At 62.2% G+C, this 26,385-nt stretch carries 17 protein-coding genes; 11 read left to right on the forward strand and 6 right to left on the reverse strand.

The genetic code is table 11. The annotated features are described in order from the left end of the window. Positions 1-49: 49 nt before the first annotated feature. Both KW062_RS14435 and KW062_RS14440 read right to left on the reverse strand, forming a co-directional pair. Positions 50-1,615 (reverse strand): arylsulfatase, encoded by a 1,566-nt coding sequence (locus KW062_RS14435; protein ID WP_105755202.1) that lies wholly within the window; start codon positions 1,613-1,615, stop codon positions 50-52. Between the two features lie 336 nt (positions 1,616-1,951). Then, on the reverse strand, positions 1,952-3,091 hold the full coding sequence (locus tag KW062_RS14440) for a sensor histidine kinase (protein ID WP_105755203.1): 1,140 nt from the start codon (positions 3,089-3,091) through the stop codon (positions 1,952-1,954). A 175-nt stretch (positions 3,092-3,266) separates the two neighbouring features. Between KW062_RS14440 and KW062_RS14445 the strand changes: the two genes are divergently transcribed. Then, a complete protein-coding gene (locus KW062_RS14445; RefSeq protein ID WP_105755204.1) occupies positions 3,267-3,644 on the forward strand; it encodes a response regulator in 378 nt (125 codons plus the stop codon). 320 nt (positions 3,645-3,964) lie between these two features. Here the strand turns inward: KW062_RS14445 and KW062_RS14450 are convergent, their stop codons facing one another. The 3 genes from KW062_RS14450 to KW062_RS14460 form a co-directional block, all read right to left on the reverse strand. After that, positions 3,965-4,690: a Crp/Fnr family transcriptional regulator gene (locus KW062_RS14450; RefSeq protein ID WP_105755206.1), complete on the reverse strand. Its 726-nt coding sequence runs from the start codon at positions 4,688-4,690 to the stop codon at positions 3,965-3,967. A gap of 76 nt (positions 4,691-4,766) precedes the next feature. Then, complete coding sequence (locus KW062_RS14455; RefSeq protein ID WP_105755207.1) at positions 4,767-13,421, reverse strand: GH36-type glycosyl hydrolase domain-containing protein; 8,655 nt, start codon at positions 13,419-13,421, stop codon at positions 4,767-4,769. 245 nt (positions 13,422-13,666) lie between these two features. Further along, positions 13,667-14,512: an SDR family NAD(P)-dependent oxidoreductase gene (locus tag KW062_RS14460; protein WP_105755208.1), complete on the reverse strand. Its 846-nt coding sequence runs from the start codon at positions 14,510-14,512 to the stop codon at positions 13,667-13,669. A gap of 148 nt (positions 14,513-14,660) precedes the next feature. On the opposite strand from KW062_RS14460, the gene KW062_RS14465 reads away from it, so the two are divergent. Continuing rightward, the gene (locus tag KW062_RS14465; RefSeq protein ID WP_105755209.1) at positions 14,661-15,575 is read left to right on the forward strand and encodes a LysR family transcriptional regulator; all 915 of its coding nucleotides are present in this window, start codon (positions 14,661-14,663) and stop codon (positions 15,573-15,575) included. A 3-nt stretch (positions 15,576-15,578) separates the two neighbouring features. Here the strand turns inward: KW062_RS14465 and KW062_RS14470 are convergent, their stop codons facing one another. Continuing rightward, the gene (locus tag KW062_RS14470; RefSeq protein ID WP_081786420.1) at positions 15,579-15,746 is read right to left on the reverse strand and encodes a DUF2986 domain-containing protein; all 168 of its coding nucleotides are present in this window, start codon (positions 15,744-15,746) and stop codon (positions 15,579-15,581) included. A gap of 143 nt (positions 15,747-15,889) precedes the next feature. On the opposite strand from KW062_RS14470, the gene KW062_RS14475 reads away from it, so the two are divergent. The 9 genes from KW062_RS14475 (at position 15,890) to KW062_RS14515 (ending at position 26,376) form a co-directional block, all read left to right on the forward strand. After that, positions 15,890-17,617, forward strand: coding sequence for a sensor histidine kinase (locus KW062_RS14475; RefSeq protein WP_027620814.1), 1,728 nt, complete (start codon positions 15,890-15,892; stop codon positions 17,615-17,617). Between the two features lie 7 nt (positions 17,618-17,624). Beyond that, positions 17,625-18,971 carry a sigma-54-dependent transcriptional regulator gene (locus KW062_RS14480; RefSeq protein ID WP_105755210.1) on the forward strand — a complete coding sequence of 449 codons (1,347 nt, stop codon included), beginning with the start codon at positions 17,625-17,627 and terminating at the stop codon, positions 18,969-18,971. Between the two features lie 229 nt (positions 18,972-19,200). Further along, positions 19,201-20,517 carry an ABC transporter substrate-binding protein gene (locus tag KW062_RS14485; RefSeq protein WP_105755211.1) on the forward strand — a complete coding sequence of 439 codons (1,317 nt, stop codon included), beginning with the start codon at positions 19,201-19,203 and terminating at the stop codon, positions 20,515-20,517. Positions 20,518-20,544: 27 nt separating this feature from the next. After that, a complete protein-coding gene (locus KW062_RS14490) occupies positions 20,545-21,879 on the forward strand; it encodes an ABC transporter substrate-binding protein (protein WP_105755212.1) in 1,335 nt (444 codons plus the stop codon). 67 nt (positions 21,880-21,946) lie between these two features. Further along, positions 21,947-22,846, forward strand: coding sequence for a branched-chain amino acid ABC transporter permease (locus tag KW062_RS14495; RefSeq protein ID WP_027620818.1), 900 nt, complete (start codon positions 21,947-21,949; stop codon positions 22,844-22,846). Further along, positions 22,846-23,805 carry a branched-chain amino acid ABC transporter permease gene (locus KW062_RS14500; protein ID WP_033866474.1) on the forward strand — a complete coding sequence of 320 codons (960 nt, stop codon included), beginning with the start codon at positions 22,846-22,848 and terminating at the stop codon, positions 23,803-23,805. Before KW062_RS14495 ends, KW062_RS14500 begins: the two co-directional genes overlap by 1 nt. Then, on the forward strand, positions 23,802-24,572 hold the full coding sequence (locus KW062_RS14505) for an ABC transporter ATP-binding protein (RefSeq protein WP_105755213.1): 771 nt from the start codon (positions 23,802-23,804) through the stop codon (positions 24,570-24,572). The genes KW062_RS14500 and KW062_RS14505 overlap by 4 nt, the downstream gene beginning before the upstream one ends. Next, the gene (locus KW062_RS14510) at positions 24,569-25,216 is read left to right on the forward strand and encodes an ATP-binding cassette domain-containing protein (protein WP_105755214.1); all 648 of its coding nucleotides are present in this window, start codon (positions 24,569-24,571) and stop codon (positions 25,214-25,216) included. Before KW062_RS14505 ends, KW062_RS14510 begins: the two co-directional genes overlap by 4 nt. A 5-nt stretch (positions 25,217-25,221) precedes the next feature. Then, on the forward strand, positions 25,222-26,376 hold the full coding sequence (locus tag KW062_RS14515) for an iron-containing alcohol dehydrogenase (RefSeq protein WP_105755215.1): 1,155 nt from the start codon (positions 25,222-25,224) through the stop codon (positions 26,374-26,376). The last annotated feature ends 9 nt before the right edge of the window (positions 26,377-26,385 follow it).

The raw sequence follows: 26,385 nt of genomic DNA on the forward strand, positions 1-26,385 counted from the left end.
CCACAGGTTCATCACACAGGTTTCAGTCTCACAGGTTTTTTTGCAGCTGTTACTGCTGCTTCATTTTCTCCGCAATTTTCTTGTCTACATCCGCACGGATCTGGTCGATGCTGAAGCTCGCCGGACGCTGGCTAGGCGGGTAGTCGACAAAGGTCTGCAGGAACGCGGCGGACCGGCGGACACCATCGAATATCAGGTAGTCGTTCTTGGTCAGCCAGTCATAGTATTGGTCGGATACCACGTCGGCACGCTCGTACGGGTCCATGCGCAGGTTGAACATTTTGGGTACGCGCAGGCAGGTGAAAGGTTCGCTCCAGACCTTGAGGCCACCTGGCGCACGTTGCTCACAGAACACCAGTTTCCAGTCGTTAAAGCGCATGCTCACCAGATCGCCATCGTCGCTGAAATAGTAGAACTCGGTGCGCGCGCTCTTGTCGGTCTTGCCGGTCAGATAGTCCAGCTGGTTGTAGCCGTCCAGATGCACCTTGAAGTTCTTCCCGCCGATGTCGGCACCCTTGAGCAGGCGGTCCTTGATGTCGGTATCGCCAACGGCGGCCAACAGGGTCGGGAACCAGTCCAGTCCGGAGAACATTTGCGTGGACACTTCACCCGGTTTGACCTTGCCCGGCCAGCGGATCATCGCCGGTACCCGGTAAGCGCCTTCCCAGTTGGAGTTTTTCTCGTTGCGGAACGGTGTGGTCGCCGCGTCCGGCCAGGACCACTGGTTCGGACCGTTGTCGGTGGTGTAGACGACGATGGTGTTGTCGGTCAGCTTGAGGTCGTCGAGGGTCTTCAACAACTTGCCGACATCACCATCGTGTTCGAGCATGCCATCGGCGTATTCATTGCCGATCATGCCGCTTTGCCCCTTCATCGACTCGCGCACGTGGGTGAAGGCGTGCATGCGGGTGGTGTTCATCCAGACGAAGAATGGCTTGTCAGCCTTGGCCTGCTTCTCGATGAACGCCTGGGCGGCAGCGGTGGTTTCGTCGTCGATGGTCTCCATGCGTTTTTTGTTCAGTGCGCCGGTGTCTTCGATCTTGCCGTCGGCGAAGCTGTGGATCACCCCGCGTGGCGAGGCGGCCTTGACGAACTCGGCATCATCCTTCGGCCAGTACGGACGTTCGGGCTCTTCTTCGGCGTTGAGGTGATAGAGGTTGCCGAAGAACTCGTCGAAGCCGTGATTGGTCGGCAGGTATTCGTCCTTGTCCCCCAGGTGGTTCTTGCCGAACTGACCGGTGGCATAACCCTTGGCCTTGAGTGCCTGGGCGATGGTCACGTCGCGGGCCTGCAGGCCAACCGGTACGCCGGGCATGCCGACTTTCGACAGGCCCGTACGCAATGGGGTCTGGCCAGTAATGAAGCTCGAGCGTCCCGCGGTGCAACTGTTCTCCGCGTAATAGTCGGTGAATATCATGCCCTCTTTGGCGATACGGTCGATGTTCGGTGTCTTGTAGCCAACCACGCCCATGGAATAAGCGCTGATATTGGTCTGGCCGATGTCATCGCCGAAAATCACCAGGATGTTCGGTTTGTCGGCGGCTGTGGCCGACAGCGCCAGTACGGAGGACGCCGCGAAGGCGACCCTGGGTAACCACTTGCCTATGCGAGTCATTCGACTTGCTCCCTTGCCGGTGGATCGCTCATTGCGACAGATTGTTGTGCAGTCCGGCACCACGCATCGAGAGATGCACCACATGGGAGCGGACAAATCGACAACCTTATCGACGATAGACCAGCTCAGAGATTTTGCTCTACCAAGGGATTAATCAGGTGAGAAATTTCTGTAGGGCGTTGGTTGCTTCACACTGTGGGGTGGGGGGGACGGTGCACATATCCATTAAACAGCCATCCATCAGCGTCAGGGGGCCGCTGGAGTCAGTGGCGAACGGGTCATCATGAGCTGGCCACTATCAATGACGGCGGATATGAGGAGGCGCCTTATAAAGACTCACGACTCTGGCCATCCACGATCCGGCAGATTTACACGAAAAATCGTACCCTGCTCCAGTTTGGACTCGACCTCTATAGAACCGCCATGCCCTTCTACAATTTGAGCAGCTATGAATAAACCGAGGCCAAGACCAGAGGATGCGCCTGGTTTACCCTCTGAATATCTGGAATAGCGTCCCTCCGGATTAAAGAGCGTAGGCAAGAAGTTGGCTGGAATTGGCTCTCCGTGATTTTGCACGTGAAAGCAAGCACCGGTGCCATTTCTGGTCAGCATGACATTGATAGGACGCTTTGGATCTCCGTGCCGCACGGCGTTGCCAATAAGGTTTGAGAACACCTGTGCCATGCGTGGCGGGTCGTACTGGCCGGTTACTTTTCCCTCAACGCTGGTAATGATCTTCGATTTCGGGTGGGCCGCAGTGAGTTCATTCACGACTGATGTACAAACAGCCGTTAGATCAACAACTTCTCGCCTCACCGGTATTCCTGTACCCAGGTTACAACGGGCCAAGTCTAGAAGGTCGGCAACCATCTGGTTCGCGCTTAAAACACTGGCGGAAATCTGAGAAATTATTTTTTTTCCACGGGGGCCTAATTCTTCCGTTTGTTTCAGCAAATCGGCACCCAGCGTTACAGCGCTCAATGGCGTGCGAAGATCGTGGCCCAATACGCCCAGTACCATTTTTCGGGTCGCCTCCACCGCTTGCCCGTAGGACGCAATCGATTCGATAAGCGCTTGGTCTATCGCTTCGTTGAATCGGATCACATCTTCCATTTGATGATCTTCCCCGGCGTATCCTTGGGCAAGCCACAGTCTGAGCACGCTTGACCTAAGCGCACGATACTCGGCAACCATCTGATCCATTGTGAAGCCCGCCATCAGGCGCGTTAATGCGTGGGTTACAGCCGCCGATTCGTCTTGCGTGCTAGGCCCGAGCCCCTGGGATTTGTCGATCTGTTGCTGCTCGGTTTGAGAGGTGCGCAAATCGCGAGCAACAGCCTGCAAAATATATTCAGAATGGTTTCTCAGACCTCGGGAATCCATGGTTGGCATCGGAGTGTTCACCGACCTGGCGAACGCTTCCCAAGCTTGCAAAATAGGCTCCATATTTTCGTCGATGAAATCTGAAAGCCTCATGGCGTCCCCATTAAAACGTTGTACGTTACGAAAGTGCCCATCGACGGAAGTTTTACCCTTGAGTCAGTTTAGTTGAATGAAGGACATAATTCCTCTGCCAGTGACCGTTCGTCAGTTGACCTAAACGGTTATAACTTTCGGAGCCCTAAACTTAAATAACTTAATGGATAGCATAATGCCTACCACCGTACTGGTCATCGATGATGATGAAACCTTACGCTCCTTGATGGCAGATGCGATTTCGCTTCTGGGGGTCCTCGTGATTGAATGCGCGTCTGCCGATGAGGCTCTGCCCAAGCTCGAAAACCCTCCACCGATCGTTCTCGTGGTTACAGATATCTGCATGCCGGGCAGCATAGATGGATTGGAGCTGGCGCGAGTCATTTGGTCACGCTGGCCTAACCTCCCAGTTATCCTCACCTCGGGCAATGCCTTGATTCCAGAGGGTTTGCTGCCTGCCAACGCAACCTTCCTGCGCAAACCCTGGTCGCTATTGACTCTGCATCAAACGGTCAAAGCGTATCTCCCTATGTTAAGCATCAGCCGGTTCTAAAATGTCTTATCGTGAATTTTCCTTTCGATAATTGAGCTCAATTCTCTAAAAGGAAATTGGGCATAAATTCGTATGAATTTACAGTTGCGCTCATGACTGAACGCTGTGGCGTCGGCGAAATGCTGGACAAGTCCACAGTATCGGCAGCTCACCAACGGCCCCTCAAACCGCCAATACTTGTTCCAGATCTGCAGTGGAAAGTAGATCGTCGGCATTGCGATGTCCGCCTGTGAATGAGTAGCACATTCCCTGTGTAGGAGCTCGGTAGACCGAACCTGTAATCTGGGACTTCCTAAAGTTCTTAATGATTTATTTGGGGTTCATTTAGTGTGGCTGCAGGTGTAACGCAACAATCGGTCTGTCTCGGTCTTGACTACCAAGTAGCACTCACAGCTGAGCCGTTCGAGGCAAGGCCTATCCAGTACCGTTATCTGTCCTCGGCTGTATTCGATGACACCTAGGCGCTGCAGTTTTCCTGCTGCCTCGGTGACGCCTTCGCGACGTACGCCGAGCATGTTTGCAATCAGCTCCTGGGTCATATTTAGACGGTTGCCGTGCAGTCGGTCCAGCGACAACAGCAGCCATCGACATAACTGCTGATCGATCGAATGATGGCGATTGCACAGGGCAGTCTGTGACATTTGCGTGATCAGTGCCTGGGTGTAGCGCAGCATTAGAATGAGCAAATCACCGTGACGGTTGAACTCTTTCTTGAGCTTTTGCCCGGGCAGACGAAACGCAACGCCGGCACTCTGCACCACTGCTCGGCTGGAGGTACTTTCGCCTCCCATGAACAAAGCGATGCCGATCAAACCTTCGTTGCCGACTACAGCGATTTCCGCGGATGAGCCGTTTTCCGTGACATGTAGCAGCGAGATGATCGCATCCGTAGGGAAGTAAACGTGCCGTAGCGTATCCCCCGGTTCATACAATACATCCCCCAGCCCCAGGCTGACCTGTTCGAGATACGGAACAAGGCGCTGGAGGTCCTCAGCTGGCAAGGTCGCAAGCAGGTGATTGTCGGTTGGCTGGGGAATGACAGACATGGGTGGAGCACCGTTGCGCAGGAGGGGGGGAGCGTCTCAGGTTACTCCCATGCGCGTTAAGACGGCTTATCAATATCTACTCATCGACGGTCTCTGCGAATCCTGGCGTCTGAGGCATGGGAAATCGGGCGCGGCAATCTACTCGAATCCAACGCTGCAGGCCGTCGTCATTTAGAGTCAGGGCCATACCACTCAACGGCTCTCCGTCGAGAGTCATCAAGGTGAGGGGCGAACTGCCTTGATGCACATCGAAGTGGTAAAGCGTTTTACCGTAGCGGTAGTGCAGCTTGAAACCCGGCCAGTCGACGGGGATCAGCGGATCGATACTCAGCGTTCGACCGTTGCGTTGTACGCCGAGCAATGACTCGACAATCAGCCGATACATCCAGCCGGCCGAACCGGTGTACCAGGTCCAGCCGCCTCGCCCAGCATGGGGCGGGGCGCCATAGACGTCGGCGGCCATGACATACGGCTCGACCTTGTAGGTGTCGATGCGAGCAAGGTTGCCAGGGTCGGCAGGGTTGATCAGTTTGAGCAGCTCCCACGCTTTGTCGGCATCGCCCAATTGCGCGAATGCCATGCCGGCCCAGACGGCAGCATGGGTGTATTGCCCGCCATTCTCGCGCACGCCGGGCACATAGCCCTTGATGTAGCCGGGGTCAAGCACCCCCTTGTCAAAGGGCGGGTCAAGCAGCAGTACGGCGCGGATGTCTCGCCTGATCAAATGTTCATCCAGCGCCTGCATGGCCTTGGTCTGACGCCGGGTAGACCCGGCCCCGGAAAGCACCGACCAGCTTTGGGCGATAGAATCAATGCGACATTCTTGATTGCTTGCCGAGCCGAGCGGTTGCCCATCATCGAACCAGGCACGGCGATACCAGCCGCCGTCCCACGCATTTTGTTCGAGGTTGCGTTGCAGTGTCGCTGCAATGTCGCTGCAGCGTTTGGCGAAGGCGTGATCACCGTGCCAGCGCGCTGTCACGGCAAACTGCACCAACACCTGATAGCTGAAGAAGCCCAGCCAGACACTTTCACCTTCACCCAGATGGCCGACACGATTCATGCCGTCGTTCCAGTCGCCGGAGCCCATCAGCGGTAAATCGTGGCGACCGCGGCGCAGGCTATGTTCGATGGCACGCACGCAGTGTTGATATAGGGGCTCTTGTAGTGACGAGACCACCGGCAGGTCATAGTAAGACTCTTCGCCAGCCGCCAATAGGCGTCCTTCCAGATACCCGATCGGTTCTTCCAGCACCGCCACGTCCCCGGTCATTTCGACATAGCGGTTGGTGGCAGCCACCAGCCACAGAAAGTCATCCGAACAGGCCGTACGAACCCCCCGATTCATCGGCGGATGCCACCAGTGCTGCACATCACCCTCCACATACTGATGGCCGGCACACAGGAGCAGATGCCTGCGTACGGCCGCAGGATCGGCATGGATCAGGGCCATGCTGTCCTGCAACTGATCGCGAAAACCGATGGCGCCACCCGATTGGTAATAGCCGCTGCGGGCCTGGAATCGGCAGGCGATGACCTGATACATCAACCAGCCGTTGACCATGACATCTACCGCCGGCACGCCGGTTTCGATACGAATGACCCCGAGCAGTGAGCGCCAGTGTTCCCGAACCTGTTGCAACTGCTCGGCCGCGGCGATGCTACCGCGATATCGTTGTACCAGCCGGGTAGCGTCGTTGCTCGAGGCGGCTGCCCCCAGACGCAGGATGACCTCCTTGCTCTGGCCATCGGCGAGCTCGACCGACACTTGCAGGGCGGCACAAGGGTCCAGGCCGCCACCCATCCGTCCGGACAATCCGGCGTGCTGCATCGCTGCCGGCGAGGCCAGGGTGCCACTGCGGCCTATGAACTCGGTTCGATCCGCGCTGACACCGTGATCGACGGTATCGGTGTCGAAGAACGCCACCCGCTCGGAAAACTCCAGCGAGTAGGCATTACGGGCGAAAAGGGCGCCGGTGGCCGGGTCGGACTGGGTGACTACATGCATCGCCGATTTGCTGCGCAGATCGCCTAGCACCCATTCCACATAGCCGGTGACCGACAGTGAGCGACTGCGCCCCGAGCGGTTGCTCAGCAATAGTCGGGAGAATTTGATCGGTGCATCCTGCGCCACATAAATCCATAGCTCGCTGTAAATGCCGTCTTCCTCATGTTCGAATACGCTGTAACCGAAGCCGTGGCGGGTCTGGTAGGGGCCTTTTCCAGGGCAGGGGTGCGGGGCGGGAGACCAAAAGTGCCCGGTCTCTTCATCACGCAGATAAATCGCTTCGCCGCCGCGATCGGTGACCGGGTCGTTGTGCCAGGGCGTCAGGCGAAACTCATGGGCGTTTTCGGCCCAGGTATAGGCACTGCTGGTTTCCGAGACCACCGTGCCGAATTGCCCGTTGGCGATCACATTGACCCACGGCGCGGGCGTCGGTTGGGTCGCCAGCCCGCTGATGATGTACTCATTGCCATCGGCGCTGAAGCCTCCATACGCGTTGCCCAGCAGCAGTGCCGAAGGTTTCGGTCGAACCGCTCCGGCCCCGGCCTGATAGGGCCTTGTTGCAACGAATGGCGCCTGCACCGGCGATACCCCGCGCCGATGAATCTGTTCGGCGAGGCTGCCCGACCCTTCGTTCAGTACGAGCCTGGCCACCGAGAGCACCAGCACGCGATCTTCGTTGGACAGCTGTTGTACCGCGCGAACGAAAATACCGCCCGGACGATCCAGCAGCGTGGCCTCGCTGCCCGAGGTAATCAGGCCCATGATTGCATCCTGCAGTTGTTGGCGATAACCGGCCTGGTCTTCGTTCCAGATCAACAGGTCGACCACCAGACCTTTTTGCCGCCAGTAGGCGTGGGCCTGAATCAACTGCCGCACCAGAGCGATGTTGTCCAGGCTTTGGATTTGCAGCAGAACCACCGGCAGGTCGCCGGAGATGGCCTGCCCCCAGAGCCCCGACTGATTGCGCCGGTTGGCCATTAGTACGGCGTTGTCGGCGCGCAACGAGGCGTTCGCATACAGCAGCGACGAGGCCATCTGTTCGAACAGACGGGCGTCGGACAGTGAGATATTGAGCTGGCGCAGCAGCACCTGGCTGTGGGTCCAGGACAGGTCGAAAACTCGGTCGGCCAGGTGCCGGTCGCGATATTTGTTGATCAGGTTGAGGCAGTCATCACGGGTATCGGCGACACCGCTGGCCAGATCGATGGTGGCCTGTTGGCCCGGTTGCAGGGTAATCCTGCAGCGTATCGCGACCACCGGGTCGAGCACCGGACCGGCACTGCCTGACAATGTCAGGCACCCGGCATCGAGGGCGGCCGGTGCCACGAGGCTGCGGCCCCGGCCGATGAAGCGGGCGCGATCGGTTTCGTACGAGATCGCATCGATGTCGACGCCGTGCGCCGCCAGCAAATGGCACATCCACGGCGTCGGTTCATCGCTGGCCCGGGGACGGCGGCTGCAGACAATGGCCTGGAGCGCCGGCAGCAGTTCGGTTTGCACGAACAGTTTGCTGAACGCCGGGTGCATGGCATCGCTCGCCGGGGACGTCAGCACCACTTCGGCATAGGTGGTGATTTCCAGCGTCTTGGCCGATGACGCGAGGTTGGTGATACGCAGGCGGCGCAGTTCGACGTCGTCTTCGGGCGAGACCACAATCTCCATGTGGGTGTCAAAATCCAGGTTGCGCGCGCGGAACTCGGCCCGCGAATCGCTGAAGATCGCCTCATGGCTGTCGGGCTGTTGCAGCGTGGGCTGATGCGCAGCCGACCAGACCGTATTGGTCTGGACATCGCGCAGGTAGCAGAACGTGCCCCAGTTGTCTTGGGAAATGTCCTCCTGCCAGCGGGTCACGGCCATGTCATGGCGGCGGCTGTAACCACCGCCGCCGCTGGTGAGCATGACGTGGTAGCGACCGTTGGACAGCAATTGCACGGCCGGCCGTTTGTGGCCTGGGTCAGCGAATACCCGAAGCCCGGCATCGTGGCCCAGGCCTCCATCGCCGAGTGCTGGCGGCTGTGCAGTCTGCAGGTACGGCGCGGTGGATTTGGGCACCCGTTCCTGCAACAACAGCAAGGCCGATTGCAGCGCTGGGTCGGCCTCGAACCGGCGCTGCATGGGTTGATTGAGCAAGTGGCTGGTCAAGGCCAGCAGGCTCATGCCCTGGTGGTGCGCCATGAACGAGCGGACCACCGCGTGGGTCTGGCCGCGCGGCAAGCGGGCCTCGGTGTAGTCCACCGCCTCATACAAACCGAAGCGCCCGGTAGAGCCTTGCTGGGCAAGCCGCTGCAGGTTTTCACAGGCCGCCTCGGCATCGACCAGCAACGCCAGGGCGCTGGCGTAGGGCGCGATCACTACATCATTGCTCAGTCCGCGTTGCAGCCCAAGGGCCTGGACACCGAAGGCGCGATATTGATAGTTGAAATGGGCGTCGAGGGCGTAATAGCCCGATTCCGAAACACCCCAGGGAATGTCCAGCAGGTTGCCGTGTTCAATCTGCACCGCCACGGCGGCGCGGCACGTCTTGTCCAGCAGGCTGCCGTCATAGTTGGGCATCACCAGCATGGGCATCAGGTATTCAAACATCGAGCCCGACCAGGACAGCAAGGTCGGTACCCCAGCGTTTTCGCCCAGCAGCCTTCCCAGTGTAAACCAGGCGCGTTGGGGGATTTGTCCCTGGGCGATGGCCAGGTAATTGGTCAGTCGCACCTCGGAGGCCAGCAGATCGTAGTAGCCGCTGTCGAGCCTCCGGTCTTCGGCGTTGTAACCGATGACGAACAGGTCTCGCTGCGGGTCGAACAACAACGAGAAATCCATCTGCGCCAGTGATCTGGATAACCGGGTCAGACGCTCCAGGGTTTGCAGGCTGTTGCTGGCAGCACGGCGCACGCGTTCGACCTGAGGTTGATGCTGCGCGGCCCAGTCGGCGAGGTTCAGGCCGGCCAGTTGACGCAAGCTGCATGCGGTCGATGGCTGGCTGAGCAAGGGCGCGGGGAGTCGATAGCGCTGCAGTTCGTCTGACCAGTCGCGGCATTGACGGTTGAACAGGTCGCGCCAGTAGAGGCTTTCATCATCAAGTCCCACGGGGCTGTCCGCAAGCTGCTTGCCAGCGGCGTGAAACAGTTCTGCCAGCGCCTCGGGGGACATCGCTGGTGGGGCCTGCTCAAGCATAGTTCGCAGTTCGTCGAGCGCCCGGTCATCTGCGCCCGCAGCACGTCGGGCCTGTGCAAGGACTTCCAGGGTGTCGCGCAGGCCCTTGATCAGTGCAGGACCGAACATCGGCGCGTCCGCCAGTTGCGTCAGGCCGGCACTCAGGGTCAGCAGCAGCCCGGCCAGGTTGCCGCTGTCTACGGTGGACACGTAATGCGGGTGTAGCGGCTCCCGGGTCTGCGTGTCGTACCAGTTGTAGAAGTGCTGCCGATAACGCTCCAGGCCGTCCATGCTGTCCAACGACGCGGCCAGCCGTGTCAGCAGCCGTTCGGTGCTCAAGTAGGCGAAGTCATGTGCGGCCAGGTGGGCGAGCAAGGACATGCCCATATTGGTGGGCGAGGTGCGATGGGCAATGGCTGGCCGGGGTTGCTCCTGCACGTTGTCCGGTGGCAACCAGTGATCCTCGGGTCCGACGTATTGATCGAAGAACGCCCAGGTCTTGCGCGTCAGCAACCGCAGGAAGCGCAATTGCTCGGCCGAGGGTTCGAACACCGACTGTTTAGGGGCTGCACTGAGTCGCCAAGCGATCCACGGACCGGCGAGCCACGACAGCAGCAGGGGCGTGGCAATGGCCAGTGTCTGCGGGTGGTTCACCAGCAAGGCCAGCGAGACCAGGGCCGATACCGGCTCGATCCACATCTGGCGATAGAGGCCGGACAGACAGTTTTGCGTGTTGCGCTCGACCTCGCGCGAGGGCTGCCATTGCAGCAGCCGGCGGCGGCTGAAGCCGATTCGCCAGAGCGAGCGCAAGATGGCATCGGCGCTGTAATACATCTCGAAGGGCAGCCAGGCCAGCGTCAGGCAAGCCCGGGCCAGGTCCTGCCCGAGATCGCCGAGCAGCACTCGCACGTACTGCCCATAGGGCACATCGGCGAGGGGCTGCAGTAGGTCGGTCAGGGTGCGCAACAACGGTTGAATCACCATCAAGCTAATGACGGTGAGCGTCCACCCGAGGGGCGCACTACTGGCAAACCACCCCCATGCAAGCATCAGCAACAGCGCCAGCGGTTCGAGGCTGCGGCGCAGGTTGTCGAGGATCTTCCATCGCGCCATGACGCTCAGCCGATTGCGCCACCAACGGCCATCGGCGTTGCGCACCCAGGGCAAGATCCACGGCAGCAATTGCCAGTCGCCGCGTATCCATCGATGTCGGCGTTTCACATCGGCACCGAAGCGCGAGGGGTATTGCTCGTAGAGCTGCACATCGCTGAGCAGTCCGGATCGCGCATAACAGCCTTCGATAAGGTCGTGGCTGAGGATCTGGTTATCCGGCAAGCAGCCCTCCAGCGCGCAGGTGAACGCATCCACGTCGTAGATGCCCTTGCCGATGAACGAGCCTTGCTGGAACAGATCCTGGTACACGTCCGACACCGCCCGGGTGTAGGGATCGACCCCGGCATCACTCCCGAACAGCCGCGCGTAGACCGAGCGCGTGGCACTGGTCAGGCTAATGCCCACCCGTGGCTGCAGCACCGCATAACCGCAAATGATCTGTTCGCCCGTGCTGTCGAACAGCGGGCGATTGAGCGGGTGCATCATGGTCGCCACGCATTGGCGGGCGACGTCGCGCGGCAGCAGGGTGTCGGTGTCCAGGGTGATCACATAACGCACCTCGCGCAACGGCGCGATGTCGCCGACGATGGTATCGAAACGGTCTAGCCCCTGGCCGCGCAACAGGGCGTTGAGCTCGATCAGCTTGCCGCGTTTTCGCTCATGGCCCATCCACACCTTTTCGCTTGGGTTCCAGCGACGCGGCCGGTGCAGCAGGAAGAAGCGGTCGCCCAGGCCGTCCGCATACTTTTGGTTGAGCAGGCTGATTGCACGGCAAGCCTGGGTCAGCAGATCGGCGTCCTCGGGCTGGGACGCTTGCGCGGCATCGAGGAAATCACTGAGCAGGGCGAAATACAGGTTGCTGTCGCGGTTGGCCAGAAAGCGGACTTCCAGGCCTTCCACCAGTTCGTCAACATCGGCCAGGCTGGCGATCAGCGTCGGGATCACCACCAGGCTTTTCGCGTTATCGGGAATACCGCTGGCGTAATCCATTTTCGGCAACACCGCCGGTACCAGGCTGAAGGTCACCAACCAGTTGATCAGGCCGATTGCCAAGCGACTGGTCATGATCAGGCAAGGGATCGCCAGCACGAGCAGCGCCGCAGCCGCCATGCCGTCGCGATGTGCGGAGGCCAGCAGCGGCCAGGCGAAGATGAACGTGAGAAACGCCACCGGTGACAGATAAAAAATCAGCGGCGATTGTTGCAGTAAACGTTTCCAACGTGCATGGAATGGAACCCGGACCTCGAGTCGGCGCTCCAGCATCGGCAGGCCGGCACTGATCAGGTAATACCCGACATGACGGGCCAGCACTGGGCACGAGATAGTCGCCGTTGCGCTGCTGGCGAGATTGATTGCGGTGCGGGCGACCAGGACTTCCGAGAGTTGCGGGCTGCTCCGGGCAAGGCGTTCAATGACATGCCGGTAGCTGTCGCGAGTGCTGAAGTCCATCGCTGGATAAATGCCCGCCGGGTCTTCCCGAAGCAACTGGTCGACATGGCTCATCGACTCGACGAACTCGCGCCAGTCCGTGGCGGACAACAGGCGCAAGCTGCCAATACTGTTGCTGATGGACACCTGATCGGCGGTCTGTTGTTGCGCATCGAGCTGCACTTGGCGCTCGATGCTCGAACCACTCTCACCAAGCAATTGTTCGACCCAGTTCAGCGGCAGGGCCAGGGCCGCGCTCTGCCCCTGTAGGCGGCGAGTGAATTCCGCAACAAAGGCCGGGGTCATCGGCGGCGTGGAGCGGGCCATGTCGGCCACGGTCAACACCACATTCTTGATGTCACGCTCCGAAGTTTCGATCAGACGCTCGGCCCAGTCATTGGCCAGATTGCGATCATCCGCGTTGGCCATGACCCGCGAGGCCACTCGCCGTAGGTTTTCGATAAGTGCCAGACGCAACATGATCGGGATCGCCCACAGTTCCCCCAGCGCCAGCGGCATCACGGTCTGATAGGAAAAAATGAAGCGGCTCAGGCTTTGCTCATCGACTCGCCCGTCGCCATGGGAGATGGTCTCCAGCGCAATGTCATATACCCGTGGCAGTCCTGCGGACGGTCCGTTGATCAGGCGTGGCAATTCACGGCTGTAGCCTTTGGGCAGGTGGGTCTTGGCGGTGCGGATGTGATCCTCGATCAGATAAAAGTTGTCGAGCAACCATTCGGCTGCCGGCGTCACCCGTCTGCTGGACATCTGCGCCTTGGTCAGCGCCGTGCAACTGCGCTTTAAAAGTTGCTCGTTGTCATCGAGCCTGCCCAGCATCGAGTCACGTGCGGACAATGCGGTAAGCCGGTGCTGCCGTGCTAGGGCAATACCGTGAGTGGCCATCTGGTCGGCACTGTAAAGCTCTGAGCGCAAGATGGGTTCGTAGGCGAATCGCGGGGGCGAAAATGGCCCGACTCGCCAAAAGCCGGGCGAGCGAGTGATCACCTCTCTTATGCGTGTCCATATGCTATTCATAAGGTCCTGTGCCTTCAGCGCATGACTGATATCGCGCGCATTCTGAAAGATGCTCCGACGCATCGTGCCAGCGAGTTGGGACTTTTAGACCTGGCTGTTCAGCCTAGAGTGTGGGACTAGGCGCTGTTCGTCTGTTCGCTGGCGAACATAGTGGGGGGTTTGCAGTGAGCACCAAACGGGTGAGCGACATGAAATCTGTGTGCCAGCCTACCGGCGATGAAGGTGATGCGGTGTGGCCGATGGCCTCAACACTCCCGAATCCAGTCCCAACGCTGGGCAATCTGTTCGGGGCTGTTGGCCTGCACACGGGTGAGGTCGACGGGGTAGTCAACGTCCGGGTGTTCGGTAAAACGGGTGGCGGTAAATTGGCCGTTGCTGGCGCGCAGGATATAGCCACTGTGACGACATTGCGGCGAGGCCAGGAAGACTACCCCCGGCACCACCCACTCAGGCTTGAGGTTCTGCGGTTCGCCGGTCTCGCCCCACATCCGCGTCCTGGCCACCGGCGAAATGGCGTTGACCATGATGTTGTCCGCCGCACCTTCCATGCTCAGCGCATTCATGATCCCCAGTTGCGCCATCTTGCCCGCGGAATAGGCCACCAGCCCCGCCTGCGCATACTGCTGGTACATCGCCCGGTCCGAGGTGGTGAGGATCACCCGCGCGTCGCTGGCCTGGCGCAGATAGGGCCATGCATGTTTGCACAACCATATGGGGGCATGGACATTGATCTCCAGCGCGCGCCCGAGAAACGCTGCGTCAGTGCTTTCAATCCCTTGATAACCCACCCAGCCGGCATTGTGGATCAGGATATCCAACTGCCCGAACGCTTCGATGGCGGTCTCGATCAACTGCCGGCAGCCGGCTTCGCTGGACAGGTCGCCGTGATGGCCGACCACTTTGCAACCCTCGGCCTCCAGCATCTGCGCCGCCTGTAAGGCGATCGAGGTGTCGCTGCCGGCGCCGAGCGGATCGGCGCCGATATCGCTGATCACCACATTGGCCCCACGCCTGGCCAACTCCCGTGCGTAGCTCAAGCCCAGGCCGCGGCCCGCGCCGGTGACAATGGCGGTTTTTCCTGTGAAGTTCATTGCATGCCCCAGCCGAATATTTCCCCACCATAACAATGGCTATTCGGCTTGTTTAATACTAATCAGCGACGCACTTGATACCCTATGCATATCAGAGGCTTGTCTGCCGACCCAAGCCTCGACCCGCACAGCCGAAGGACCCCCAGCAATGATCGAAACCCGTCTGCTCCGGCAGTTTGTCGCCGTGGCCGAGGAGCTGCACTTCCACAAGGCCGCGCAGCGCCTGCACATGGCTCAGCCGCCGCTGAGCCAGGCCATCAGCCGCCTGGAAGGCAAGCTGGGTTTCAGCCTGTTCATCCGTGACAAGCGTGAGGTCAAGCTGACGCCGGCGGGCAACGCCTTCCTCAGCGCCGCCTACCGCACCCTCAAGGAACTGCAGCAGGGCGTCGAGCATGCGCGTCAGGTGGCGGCGGGTGTTGCCGGCAAGTTGACGATCACCTCGGTGTCGATTTCCGGCTATCCCTCATTGCTCAACAGCCTCAGGCAGTTCCGCCAGGAACTGCCCCAGGTGCAGTTGGTGATCAGGGAAATGCCCTCGGCCAAGCAGGCCGATGCGATTGTCGCGGGGGAGGCCGATATCGCGTTTCGCCGCCGCCTGCCGATGACCGCGGCGAATATCGAAACGCGCCTGGTGCTCGACGAGCAGATCGTCATTGCGCTGCCCGCTGATCATCCGAGGGCCGGGGGCGGGCTGGTGCAGTTGGCGGATTTCGCTGAGGATGACTTCGTGTTCACCCCACCGGGCCTGGGCATCGGCTATTACAGCCAGTTGATCGCCCTGTGCGACGCCGCAGGGTTTTTTCCGAAAGTGGTACAGGAGGCGGCGCAGATGCAGACCCTGGTGGGGCTGGTGGCCTGCGGATTTGGCGTGGCCCTGGTGCCGGAATCCATCGCCAACACGGTGGCGGGGGACAAGGTGGTGTTTCGCGCACTGGCCCCGGTCAGCGCCGCCGGCAACCCCGCCGTGGGCCTGTACATGAGCTGGCATGCGCACAACCCTTCACCGCTGATCGAGCGCTTCATGGCGCTGCTCGACTTCAGTCACGAGCCGCACATCGAGTGAGGCTCAGCTGTCGACGCTGACGCTGATGCCGGCGTCGTCGACCGTCTCGGCCGCCAACTTCAGGCGGTCGGCCTTGCTGATGTACTTGGGCTTGTTCTTCGGCGCCAGCTTGGCACTGGCCTTCTTGGCGTGGCTTTCGAGTAACTGCTTGATTTTCTTGCGACGGTTCATGGTCTGCGGCTCGGCGGGTGAAGGGACGAATGATATCAGCTTTGTGGCGTTCGGCAGATGGCGCGGGCAACGGCGCCATGGACAACTGCGACCCGCGGTCCTTATGCTCCCCCGACATCACATGAACAACAATTACAAAGCCCATGGATATCCAACTCTCCGCGCGCCCGTTCTGGCGACGCCTGGCCCGGCCGCGCCGCAGTCTGGTGGCGCGCTATACCCTGCTGTCGATCGTGGTCATGGGCCTGGCGCTGATTGGCCTGGCGGTGCTCTATGAGCAACTGGCCAAGGACCTGCTCAACCGCCTGACCGGTGAACGCCTGGATGCCCAGGCGCTGTCCACGGCGAATCGCCTGTCGTCGTTTCTCGACGACCGTTTCTACCAGCTCTCGGCCTTGTCCAATCACCCCAACATGCCGGACTTCATCGCCGACCCGACGCACCCGGCCGGTGATGTCGATGCCTTGCTCAAGCTCGAAGGCGAGCTGCCGTTTCTCTACGGCGTGCTGTTTTTCGACGAGCAGGATCGCCTGCTCAAGGTCTTGCCCGGGCAGGCCGCATCGGGCGCGCCGTACTGGGGCCGCGAAGCCTGGTCGCTGGACGGCCTGGCGCGCCAGCGGGTCGGCGATGTCGAGGTGATCGGCCCGCTGCTGCCCCAGGCTGGGCGCTCGGGCTGGCTGCTGATCCGCAAGACTGTCCGTAACGGCCGCCAGGATCACCGCGTGAGCATCGGCCTGCATTTGCGGCTGGCTTCCCTCAGTGAACTGCTGGTCAGCAGCGGCCTGAACGGAGTGGTCACACCGCTGCTGCGGGTGCCGGGCGGGGCGTTTATCGATGCCACCGGACGCCAGGTCAAGGCACCTGGCGATTGGCGCGAAGGCCCGGTGATCCTGCCCGGCTGGCAAGTGGTGTTCAGCGTGCAACCGGGGGCGATCCTCAAGCCGCTGGACGATGCGCGCGGCTGGTTGTACCTGGTGGCCGTGGGTTTTATCGGCTTTATCCTGATTGTCTTCTTCACCCTGTCGCGGCAATTGCGTACGCGGGTCGGCTCGCTGGTGGAAGGGGCGCATCAGTTGTCTTCGGGGGATCTGCGCTATCGCCTGGCGGAACAGGCCCATGACGACGAAATCGGCCGGGTCACCCGCGCCTTCAATGTCATGGCCGGGCGTTTGGCGGATGTCATGGAGCGCACCGTGCGCGCGGAAAAACTCGCGGTGCTCGGCACCTTCGCCACCGGCGTCGCCCACGAGGTGCGCAACCCGCTGGCGACCATGAAAACCACGGTGCAGGCCTTGCTCCGCCGCGAACAGGAAAGCCAGCGCCGCGAACTGCTCAGCGACCTGTGCCAGGAAATCGACCGGCTGTCCCATGTCACCAGCGACCTGCTGGAATACGGCCGGCCTCACCCGGCAATTCCCCAGGCGCTGGACCTTGAAACCCTGATGGCGCGCACCGTGCGCCTGGTTACGCCCGAGGCCGAGGCCAAGGGCGTTGAGTTTTCCAGCCGCTGTCAGGCTGGCCTGCAACTGTGGGTCGACCCGGATCAGGCCCAGCAAGTCCTCCTCAACCTGTGCCTCAACGCCGTGGAAGCCAGCGAAGCCGGGCAGGCGGTAGTGCTCGCCGGCCAGGCCTGGGGCGAGCGGGTTTGGGTGACCGTGGTCGATCAGGGCTGCGGCATTCCCGCGACCGCGCTGGACCAGGTGCGGCAACCGTTTTTTACGCTCAAGGCCCGTGGCACCGGGTTGGGCCTGAGCATCTGCCAGCAATTGCTGGAAGCCAACGCCGCGCGCATGGAACTGGCAAGCACCCCGGGCGCCGGCACCGTGGTGACCCTGGATTTCCCCGCGCCCGCCGCGACTTATCTGAAGTGAGCGACCGATGTCCGAAACACATGTACTGATCGTCGATGACGAAGCGGCGCTGGTGCGCTCGCTGAGCTACGCCCTGAGCAGCGAAGGCATGTTGCCCCGCGCGGTGTACAGCGGCGAGGCGGCCCTGGAGCTGCTGGCCGACAGTAAGGTCGAGGTGGATATCGTCCTGCTCGACCTCGGCCTGCCGGGCATCGACGGCATCGCCACCCTCGACGGCCTGCGCAAATTGCGGCCAGATCTGCCGGTGATTATGATCTCGGCCCATGGCGACACCCGCGCCGCCGTGCAGGCAGTCAAGGGCGGCGCCACCGACTACCTGACCAAACCCTTCGAACTCGACGACCTGCTGGAGACCATTGGCGCGGCCCTCGAGCGGCCCGGCGCCGTCGCCAGCAGCACGGCAGAGCAGGGTGCCTTGCTCGGCCAGAGCCTGGTCATGGCCAACCTCAATGCGGCGCTGCAACGGATCGCCCGCAGCTCGGCGACGCGGATCCTGCTGCTCGGTGAATCCGGCACCGGCAAGACCCTGGTGGCCCAGGCACTGCACGCCAACAGCTCGCGGGCCGGCCAGGCGTTTATCGAAGTCAACTGCGCGGCGCTGCCGGAGCAATTGATCGAAGCCGAACTGTTCGGCTCGGAGAAGGGCTCCTACACCGGCGCTCACCAGAAGCGCATCGGCCTGGTGACTCAAGCGCACCAGGGCACGTTGTTCCTCGATGAAATCGGCGAGCTACCGCTGGCCTTGCAAGCCAAGCTGCTGCACTTCCTCGAGAACGGCAGCTACCGTGCGGTCGGTGCCGGCCAGGCCAGCAGTGCCGATGTGCGGGTAGTGGCGGCGACCAACCGTGACCTCGCCGAGGATGTGCGCCAGGGGCGTTTTCGTGAAGACCTGTTCTACCGCCTCAACGTCATCACCCTGGACATTCCGGCGCTGCGCGAGCGCGGCGACGACATCCTGCTGCTGGCCAGGCATTTCGCCGCGCATCAGGGCCGCGAGGAAAAAGTCGCGCCGATCGTCTTTGCCGCCGACAGCGCCGCCGCCCTGGTCCGCCATCGCTGGCCAGGCAACGTGCGCGAGCTGAAAAACCTGATCGAACGCCTGACTATCCTGCTGCCCGGGCAAATCATTGGCAGCGCCCAGTTGCCGGCCCATCTGCAATCCGCCGAGCCGGCGCCGGCCTCGCTGGCGGCGCTGGATCACCAACTGGAGCGGGCCGAGCGCGAGCTGGTCAGCGATGCCCTCAGCCGCAGCGCCGGGCACAAGGGCCTGGCCGCCGATCTGCTGGGGATTTCCCGGCATGCGCTGAAACGTCGCCTGCAGCGCCTGGGCATCGAGCGCGGCGATGAGCGCTAACCGCTCAACCGCGCGCGCGGCTTGAGCGCCAGCCGCTCAACACTGCTCGCCATACGCCGCGTCGGTCATCGTCGCGGCGCCTCCCGATACTCGCCAAGTACCACGCAAAGCCTCGTCGCAGAGCGCTTTCGTGGTATTTCAGGGTGCCTGATGCAAAGGCTGGCACAGCCTTTGCGATAACCCTTTCGCTAACCGACAAGAGGCGTCCCCGAACGCCCCAAGGGATTTTATGCAACTGCCGTTTTCCCACCTGCCGATCGTTGTCGCCCTGAGCGGCCTGCTGCTGGCTTACGCCGGAGCGGTGCAGGCCGGTCGCGTCGAATTGGGCGCGCCTGCCGCGCAGGCCGAGCTGACCCTCGGTTGCCTGTACCCGATGACCGAGCGCGCAGCGATCTACGGCCAGGACAGCATCGCCGGGATCCAGGTAGCCCTGAGTGAATTGCAGGCCCAGCGCGACGCCGGTGAGGCGATTGCGCAGATGCGTGTGATCATCGACGACGACCAGTCCAAGGCGTCCTACGGTGTCAGCCTGGCCCGCTCCTTCATTCGCAAGGACGGCGTGCAGGTGCTGTGCGGCATGGTCTCTTCGGGTGTGGCGCTGGCGGTCAGCCAACTGGCCCGGGACGAAAAAGTGCTGATGATCGGCACCGACCACGCCTCGTCGCGCATGACCCTGGAAAGCGGCCATCGCTATTACTTTCGGGTGACCAACGACACCTGGACGTCGATGGCCGCCGGCGCTCATTACCTCAAGGCGCTGCAGGCGAAAACCGGCTGGAAGCGCCTGGCCTTTATCGGCCCCGACTACGAATACGGCCACGTTTCGCGGGACGACCTGCACGAAGCGTTGCGCCAACTCGGCGTACAGTTCGACGATGTCACCGAACTCTGGCCACGCCTGTACGAGCCGGATTACTCGGCCTACATCGCGGCCCTCGAGCAGGCGCGTCCGGACATCATCGTCTCGGCCCTGTGGGGCGGCGACTTCCACGCCTTCGTCAAGCAGGCGGCGGGCACACGGCTGTTCGAGACCTCGCGCCTGGCCAACTTCGATACCGGCGGCAACTACGACTTCCTGGTCTCCTTGGGCGATAAGGCGCCGCCGGGGCTGATCCTTTCCGCGCGCCACCACAACAACTGGCCGCAGACCGCGCGCAATCGCTCCTTCGTCGAGCGCTTCCACAGCCTGACCGGGCGCTACCCAACCTACGCCGCCGAAGGCGCCTACACCGGAGTGATGGTGCTGGCCGCCGCCAGCCAGAAGGCCGGCGCCACTGACACCGAATCCCTGGTCACAGCCCTCGAAGGGCTGGAGATCGCCTTGCCGGAAGACCCGCCGGGCTTCGTCTCGCGGATCGATCCGCTGACCCACCAGATCCTGCAGACCCAGGCCGTCGGCACCCCGGTGCGCAACAGCGATTACCCGCCAGCGCAACTGATGCTCGGCGAGTGGTCGGTGTATTCCGCCCAAGACCTGCTGCCCGATCCGGCCGTGCGCGCGCGTCGCCAGGCCGGGCCAACCCATCCCGAGGGGCACGCCCCTTAGCTTCAGTAACCCGTAATGGAAATGACCATGAACAACTATAAGAAAAGCGTCCCGCACACCCGCAAGGCACTGACCCTGGCCCTGGCATTGGCCACGGCAGGTCTCGCCACTGGTCTCAGCGGCAGCGCCGTGGCCGCCGAAAATGGCAAGTTCCGCATTGGCGTGGTGACCTTCCTTTCAGGTCCCGCCGCCGGCCCGTTCGGCGAGCCATCGGCGAATGCCGCCAGGCTGCTGGTGGAAAACCTCAACCAGGGCAAGCTGCCCGCACCCTACGACAAGCTGGGGATCAACGGCGCCGAGATCGAGATGGTGATCATCGATGAGGCCGGCGGTGCCGCCAAGCAGGTCGAAGAATTCCGCAACCTGGTGCAGCGCCAGAAGGTCGATGCGGTGGTCGGCTACATCTCCTCCGGCGATTGCCTGGCCATCGCGCCAGTGGCCGAGGAGTTGGGGGCAATGACCGTGTTCTATGACTGCGGCACCTCGCAACTGTTCAGCGAAGACAAGACTCCGCAATTCGTGTTCCGCACCAGCCTCGACGCTGCCGTCGACAACATCGGCGCCGCCCGTTACCTGGCCAAGACCCGTCCGGAGGCCGTGCGCGTCGGCGGCATCCAGCAGAACTACGCCTGGGGCCAGGACAGTTGGAGCGACTTCACCCTGTCGATGGCCCAGGTCATGCCCAAGACCCAGGTGGTCGAATCGCAAATGCCCAAAGTGTTCCAGGGCCAATATGGCGCGGAAATCTCGGCGCTGTCGGTCAAGCGTCCGGACATCATCCACTCCAGCTTCTGGGGCGGTGACATGGAGGCCCTGGTGCTGCAGGCCAACGCCCGCGGCCTGCTGGAAGAAGCCACTGCGGTGCTGACCTGCGGCGAATCGGCCCTGGCGCGCTACAAGGACCAGGCGCCCAACGGCATGATCATCGGCGGTCGCGGCCCGTTCGGCGCCTTTGCCCCGCAGAATCCGCTGAACAACTGGTTCACCGACGCCTATCAAGCGGCGTACAAAGCCGCGCCGACCTACCCGGCGAGCAAGATGGCGCAAGCCATCCTCGGCCTGAAATTCGCCGCGGAAAACGCCAAGGCCGAGGCCGGCAAGGTGCCGGCGCCGCTGGAAATGGCCAAGGCGTTCAAGGGCGCGACCTTCGAATCGGTGTCCGGCACCGTGCAGATGGCCCGCGCCGGCGGCCACCAGGCGATGCAGGGCATTGCCTACGGCGAGTACCACTACGACAAGGCCAGCAAGCAGGGCAGCGTGCAGAACGTCATCGCCTTCGCCGGCGAGTGCGTGACTCCGCCGGACGGCACCAGCGCCCACGACTGGATCAAGGCCGGTTTCCCGGGCGCGCAGTGCAACTGATCGTCTTGCACAGCTGACTGATCGTGGCGGCCGCCCATGGCCGCCACTCTTGCCAAGGTAGAACCTTATGCTGAGTCTTTATGCGGTGCTGATCGACGGCGCCATCTATGCCTCGTGGCTGTTTCTGGTCGCGGCGGGGCTCACCGTGATCTACGGTGTCATGCGCATTCTCAACATGGCCCATGGCAGTTTTTATGCCATTGGCGCCTATGCCGCCGCCTCGCTGGTGGGCTGGTATTTCAATAACGGTGTGGGCCCGGTGTGGGTCGGCTACCTGATGATGCTCGGTTGTGCGCTGGCCGCCGGGTTGGTGGTCGGGCTGCTGATCGAGCGCGGCCTGCTGCGTTTCATGTACGGCCGCGACGAAGTGCTGATGGTGATCATCACTTACGCCTTGCTGCTGATCCTCGAAGACGCGATGAAGATGATCTGGGGCGTCAACCCGTACTTTGCCTATCAGCCTTACGCCGAAATGGGGCGCAGTGTGCTCGCGGGGCTGAAAGTCTCCAACTACGACCTGATGCTGGTGGGGGTGTCGCTGGTGCTTGGCTTCGGTCTCTGGCTGTGGCTCGAGCGCACCCATCAGGGCAAGGTCCTGCGTGCGGTGATCCATGACCGCGAAGTGGCCCAGGCCATGGGCGTCAACGTGCGCAAGGTGTTCACCCTGGTGTTCGTCCTTGGCACCGTGCTCGGCACCCTGGCCGGGGCACTGACTGCGCCGGCGATTTCGGTGGCGCCGGGCATCGGCGTGGAAATCATCGTGCTGGCGTTCGCCGTGGTGGTGATCGGCGGCATGGGCAGCATCGAAGGCGCGGCCCTTGGCGCCTTGCTGGTGGGTCTGAGTCGCGCGGCTGCGGTGCACTACGCGCCGCAATTCGAACTCTTTGTGATCTATGGCGTGATGGCGCTGGTCCTCGCGGTGCGTCCGCAAGGCCTGTTCGGTCGCGTGCTTGCGAGGAAAATCTGATGCGCCTGGATAAAACCGAACTGATTCTGCTCGGCGTCGCCGTGCTGCTGGCCGCCGCCGGCCTGATCGCCCCGCAATGGCTGGTGTTCCTGCTGACCATGGCGCTGGCCAAGTCGATGGTGGTGCAAGGCGTGGTGATGCAAATGCGCGCCGGCCTGGTGACCTTCGGCCAGGGCCTGTACTTCTGCATCGGCGGCTACGCCGTGGGCATGAGCGGGCACTTTCTGTCCATCAGCGATCTGCCGACCCTGCTGCTGATCGGCGTGGGGGCAGCGGTCGCCTTGGCCATGCTTCTCGGCCTGCTGATGACCCGCTACCGCGAGATTTTCTTCGCCATGCTGTCGCTGGCGTTCTCGATGATCCTCTACGGCATGTTGGTGAAAAGCCCGGCCCTGGGCAGCACCGACGGCTTCAACGTCAAGCCCTGGACCCTGTTCGGCTGGAGCCCGGCTGCCGGCCAGGCTCCGCTGGCCTTGTTCGTCATCATCGTCGCGGTCACCGCGGTGCTCGCGGTGTTGCTGCACCGCTATGGGCGCAGCAGCGCCGGGGCGATGTGCGAGGCGATCCGCGAGAACGAAGTGCGGGTCGAGTACCTCGGCCAGTCGCCGCGCTGGGTGCTGTACATGAACTACGTCGCCGCAGCCGGGGTATCGGCGCTGGGCGGTGGCTTCATGGCCCTGGCCGCCGGGCATATCGACCCGGAAATGGCTTACTGGATCACCTCCGGCGAGTTCGTCTTCATCGCCTTGCTCGGCGGCACCGCTCACGTCGCAGCGCCGATCATCGCGGCAATCCTGTTCGCCGTGGTGCGCACCTACGCCATCGAACTGGTGCCCCACAGCTGGCAGATGATCCTCGGGATCACCTTGCTGGCAATCATCATCTTTCTGCCCAAGGGCCTGTGGAGCCTGTTCAGTGGTCAGGCCCGTGCGGCCAAGGCCGTGGAGGCCAAAGTATGAATTGCATTCTGGAAACCCGTGGACTGTACAAGGAGTTCGGCGCGGTGACTGCCGCCAAGGACGTCAACGTGCGCATCAGCAAGGGCGAAGTGGTGGGGGTGATCGGCTCCAACGGCGCCGGCAAGACCACCTTCATCAACATGGTCACCGGCTACCTCAAGCCCAGCCGAGGTGAAATCCTCTTCAACGGCCAGTCGATCATCGGCCGCACGCCACGGGCGATCACCCGTGCTGGCATGGCCCGTTCGTTCCAGGTCGCGCAGTTGTTCCCCGAACTGACCGTGCTCGACAACCTGCTGATTGCCCTGGCCGGCGCCGAGTCGCCGTTTCCCTCGCTGCTGCGGCCGTTGCGCAATGACGCGCGGATCGCCCGCGCTGAGGCAATTCTCGGCGAGTTCAGCATCCTCGCCTGGCGCGACAACAAGGTCACCGCCGTACCGCAAGGCGTGCGCAAGCTGATCGACATCGCCATGGCGCTGATCGGCGATCCGCAAATGCTACTGCTCGACGAGCCCACCAGTGGCGTCAGCGCCGAAGAGAAAACCCAACTGATGGACACCGTGATGCAAGTGGTGACCCGGCATCAGGTGACGGTGCTGTTCGTCGAACATGATATGGATGTGGTGCGCCGCTACGTTTCGCGGATCCTCGCGTTCTACAGTGGAGAGGTGTTGGCTGACGGTCCGCCGCAAACCGTATTGGCCAACGCCCGGGTCCAGGAACTGGTGACCGGCGGCCAACGGGCCCACAAGGAGGCAACCGCATGAGCCTGGACATTCGCAACCTCAACGTCGCCATCGAATCGGTGCCGATCCTGCACAACGTCTCGCTGAGCGTCGGGGCCGGGCAGATGGTCGGTTTGATCGGCCACAACGGCGCCGGCAAGACCACCCTGATTCGCACCCTGATGGGCCTGCTCGATGCCAGCTCCGGCTCGATCCACTTCGCCGGCAACGACCTGCGCGCCCAGCCCGGTTATCAGCGCGCAGCGACTGGCATCAGTTACCTGCCGGAAGACCGCCGGCTGATTCCGGCGCTGACGGTGCAGGAGAACATTCTGCTGCCGGTGTGGGCCAACAAGCTGCCGGGAAGCGCCGAGCGCCTGGAGTGGGTGTACAGCCTGATCCCGGAAATCGCCCAGTTCCGCGATCGCCGCGCCATGCAACTGTCCGGCGGCCAGCAAAAACTGGTGGCCCTGGCCCGGGCGTTGATGCCGGGTAACCGGCTGTTGATCCTCGACGAACCGTTCGAGGGCGTGGCGCCGGTGCTGTCGCGGCGGCTCTCCGAAGTAATCGCCCAGCTCGGACAGGAAGGCCTGTGCGTGCTGATCTCCGAATCCGATGACACCCATTCCGCTGACCTGGTTGATGCGCTGTACCGCATCGAGCGCGGCAGCGTGCGAGCAGGATAATCCGCATGTCGAACTTTACTTTTGAAACCACCCCACGGGTGATCTGCGAAATCGACGGCGCCTTGCGCCTTGGCGCGCTGTGCCGTGAACTCGGCGCCACCCGAGTGCTGCTGGTCAGCGACCCGGGGCTGCAACGCGCCGGCCTGCTCGATGCACCGCTGCAGGCGCTGCGCGATGCCGGGGTCGACGTCACGCTGTACAGCGACGTACAGGCCGATCCGCCGCAAGACTCGGTGCTCGACGCGGTGGCGGCTGGGCGCAACTGCCAGGCCCAGGCGGTGATCGGCCTGGGTGGCGGCAGCTCGCTGGACACCGCCAAACTGGTGGCGCTGCTCTGCGGCCATGAGCAGGTACTCAGCGATATCTACGGCATCAACCTGGCCAAGGGGCCGCGCCTGCCGCTGATCCAGGTGCCGACCACCGCTGGCACCGGTTCCGAAGTCACGGCCGTGGCCATCGTCACCACCCCCAGCCACGAGAAGAAGGGGGTCGTCAGCCCCTTGCTGTACCCGGATATCGCCTTGCTCGATGCCCGTCTGACTGTCGGCCTGCCGCCGGCGGTCAGTGCGATGACCGGGGTGGATGCGATGGTCCATGCAATCGAGGCCTACACCAGCCAGCACAAGAAAAACGTGCTGTCCGACGGCCTCGCAGTGCAGGCCCTGCGCCTGTTGGGGGGCAACCTCGATCGGGTGCTGGCGCAGCCGGATGACCTCGAGGCGCGTTCCGCCATGCTCCTTGGTTCGATGCTCGCCGGCATGGCGTTCGCCAACGCGCCGGTGGCGGCGGTGCATGCGCTGGCCTATCCGTTGGGCGGGCATTTCCATGTGCCCCATGGTCTGAGCAATGCGCTGGTGCTGGTGCCGGTGCTGAACTTCAACCGCAGCGCGGCGCAGGCGCTGTACGCCGAACTGGCGGCAAGCGTGCTGCCTGGCCAGCGTTTCGACGATCCGGCGCAAGCCTGCGAGGCCTTTATCGGCTTCATGACCGCACTGGTGCAGCGCATGCCGTTTGCCCAGCGCCTGGCCGAGGTCGGGGTCAGCGAGGCCGACCTCGATCGCCTGAGCGACGACGCGATGAAAGTCGAACGTCTGCTGATCAACAACCCGCGCCCGGTCAGCCGGGAAGACGCCCGGGCCATTTACGCTTCGGTGCTGTGAGGAGATGGC

The sequence above is a fragment of the Pseudomonas fluorescens genome (genome assembly GCF_019212185.1).
Classification (GTDB): domain Bacteria; phylum Pseudomonadota; class Gammaproteobacteria; order Pseudomonadales; family Pseudomonadaceae; genus Aquipseudomonas.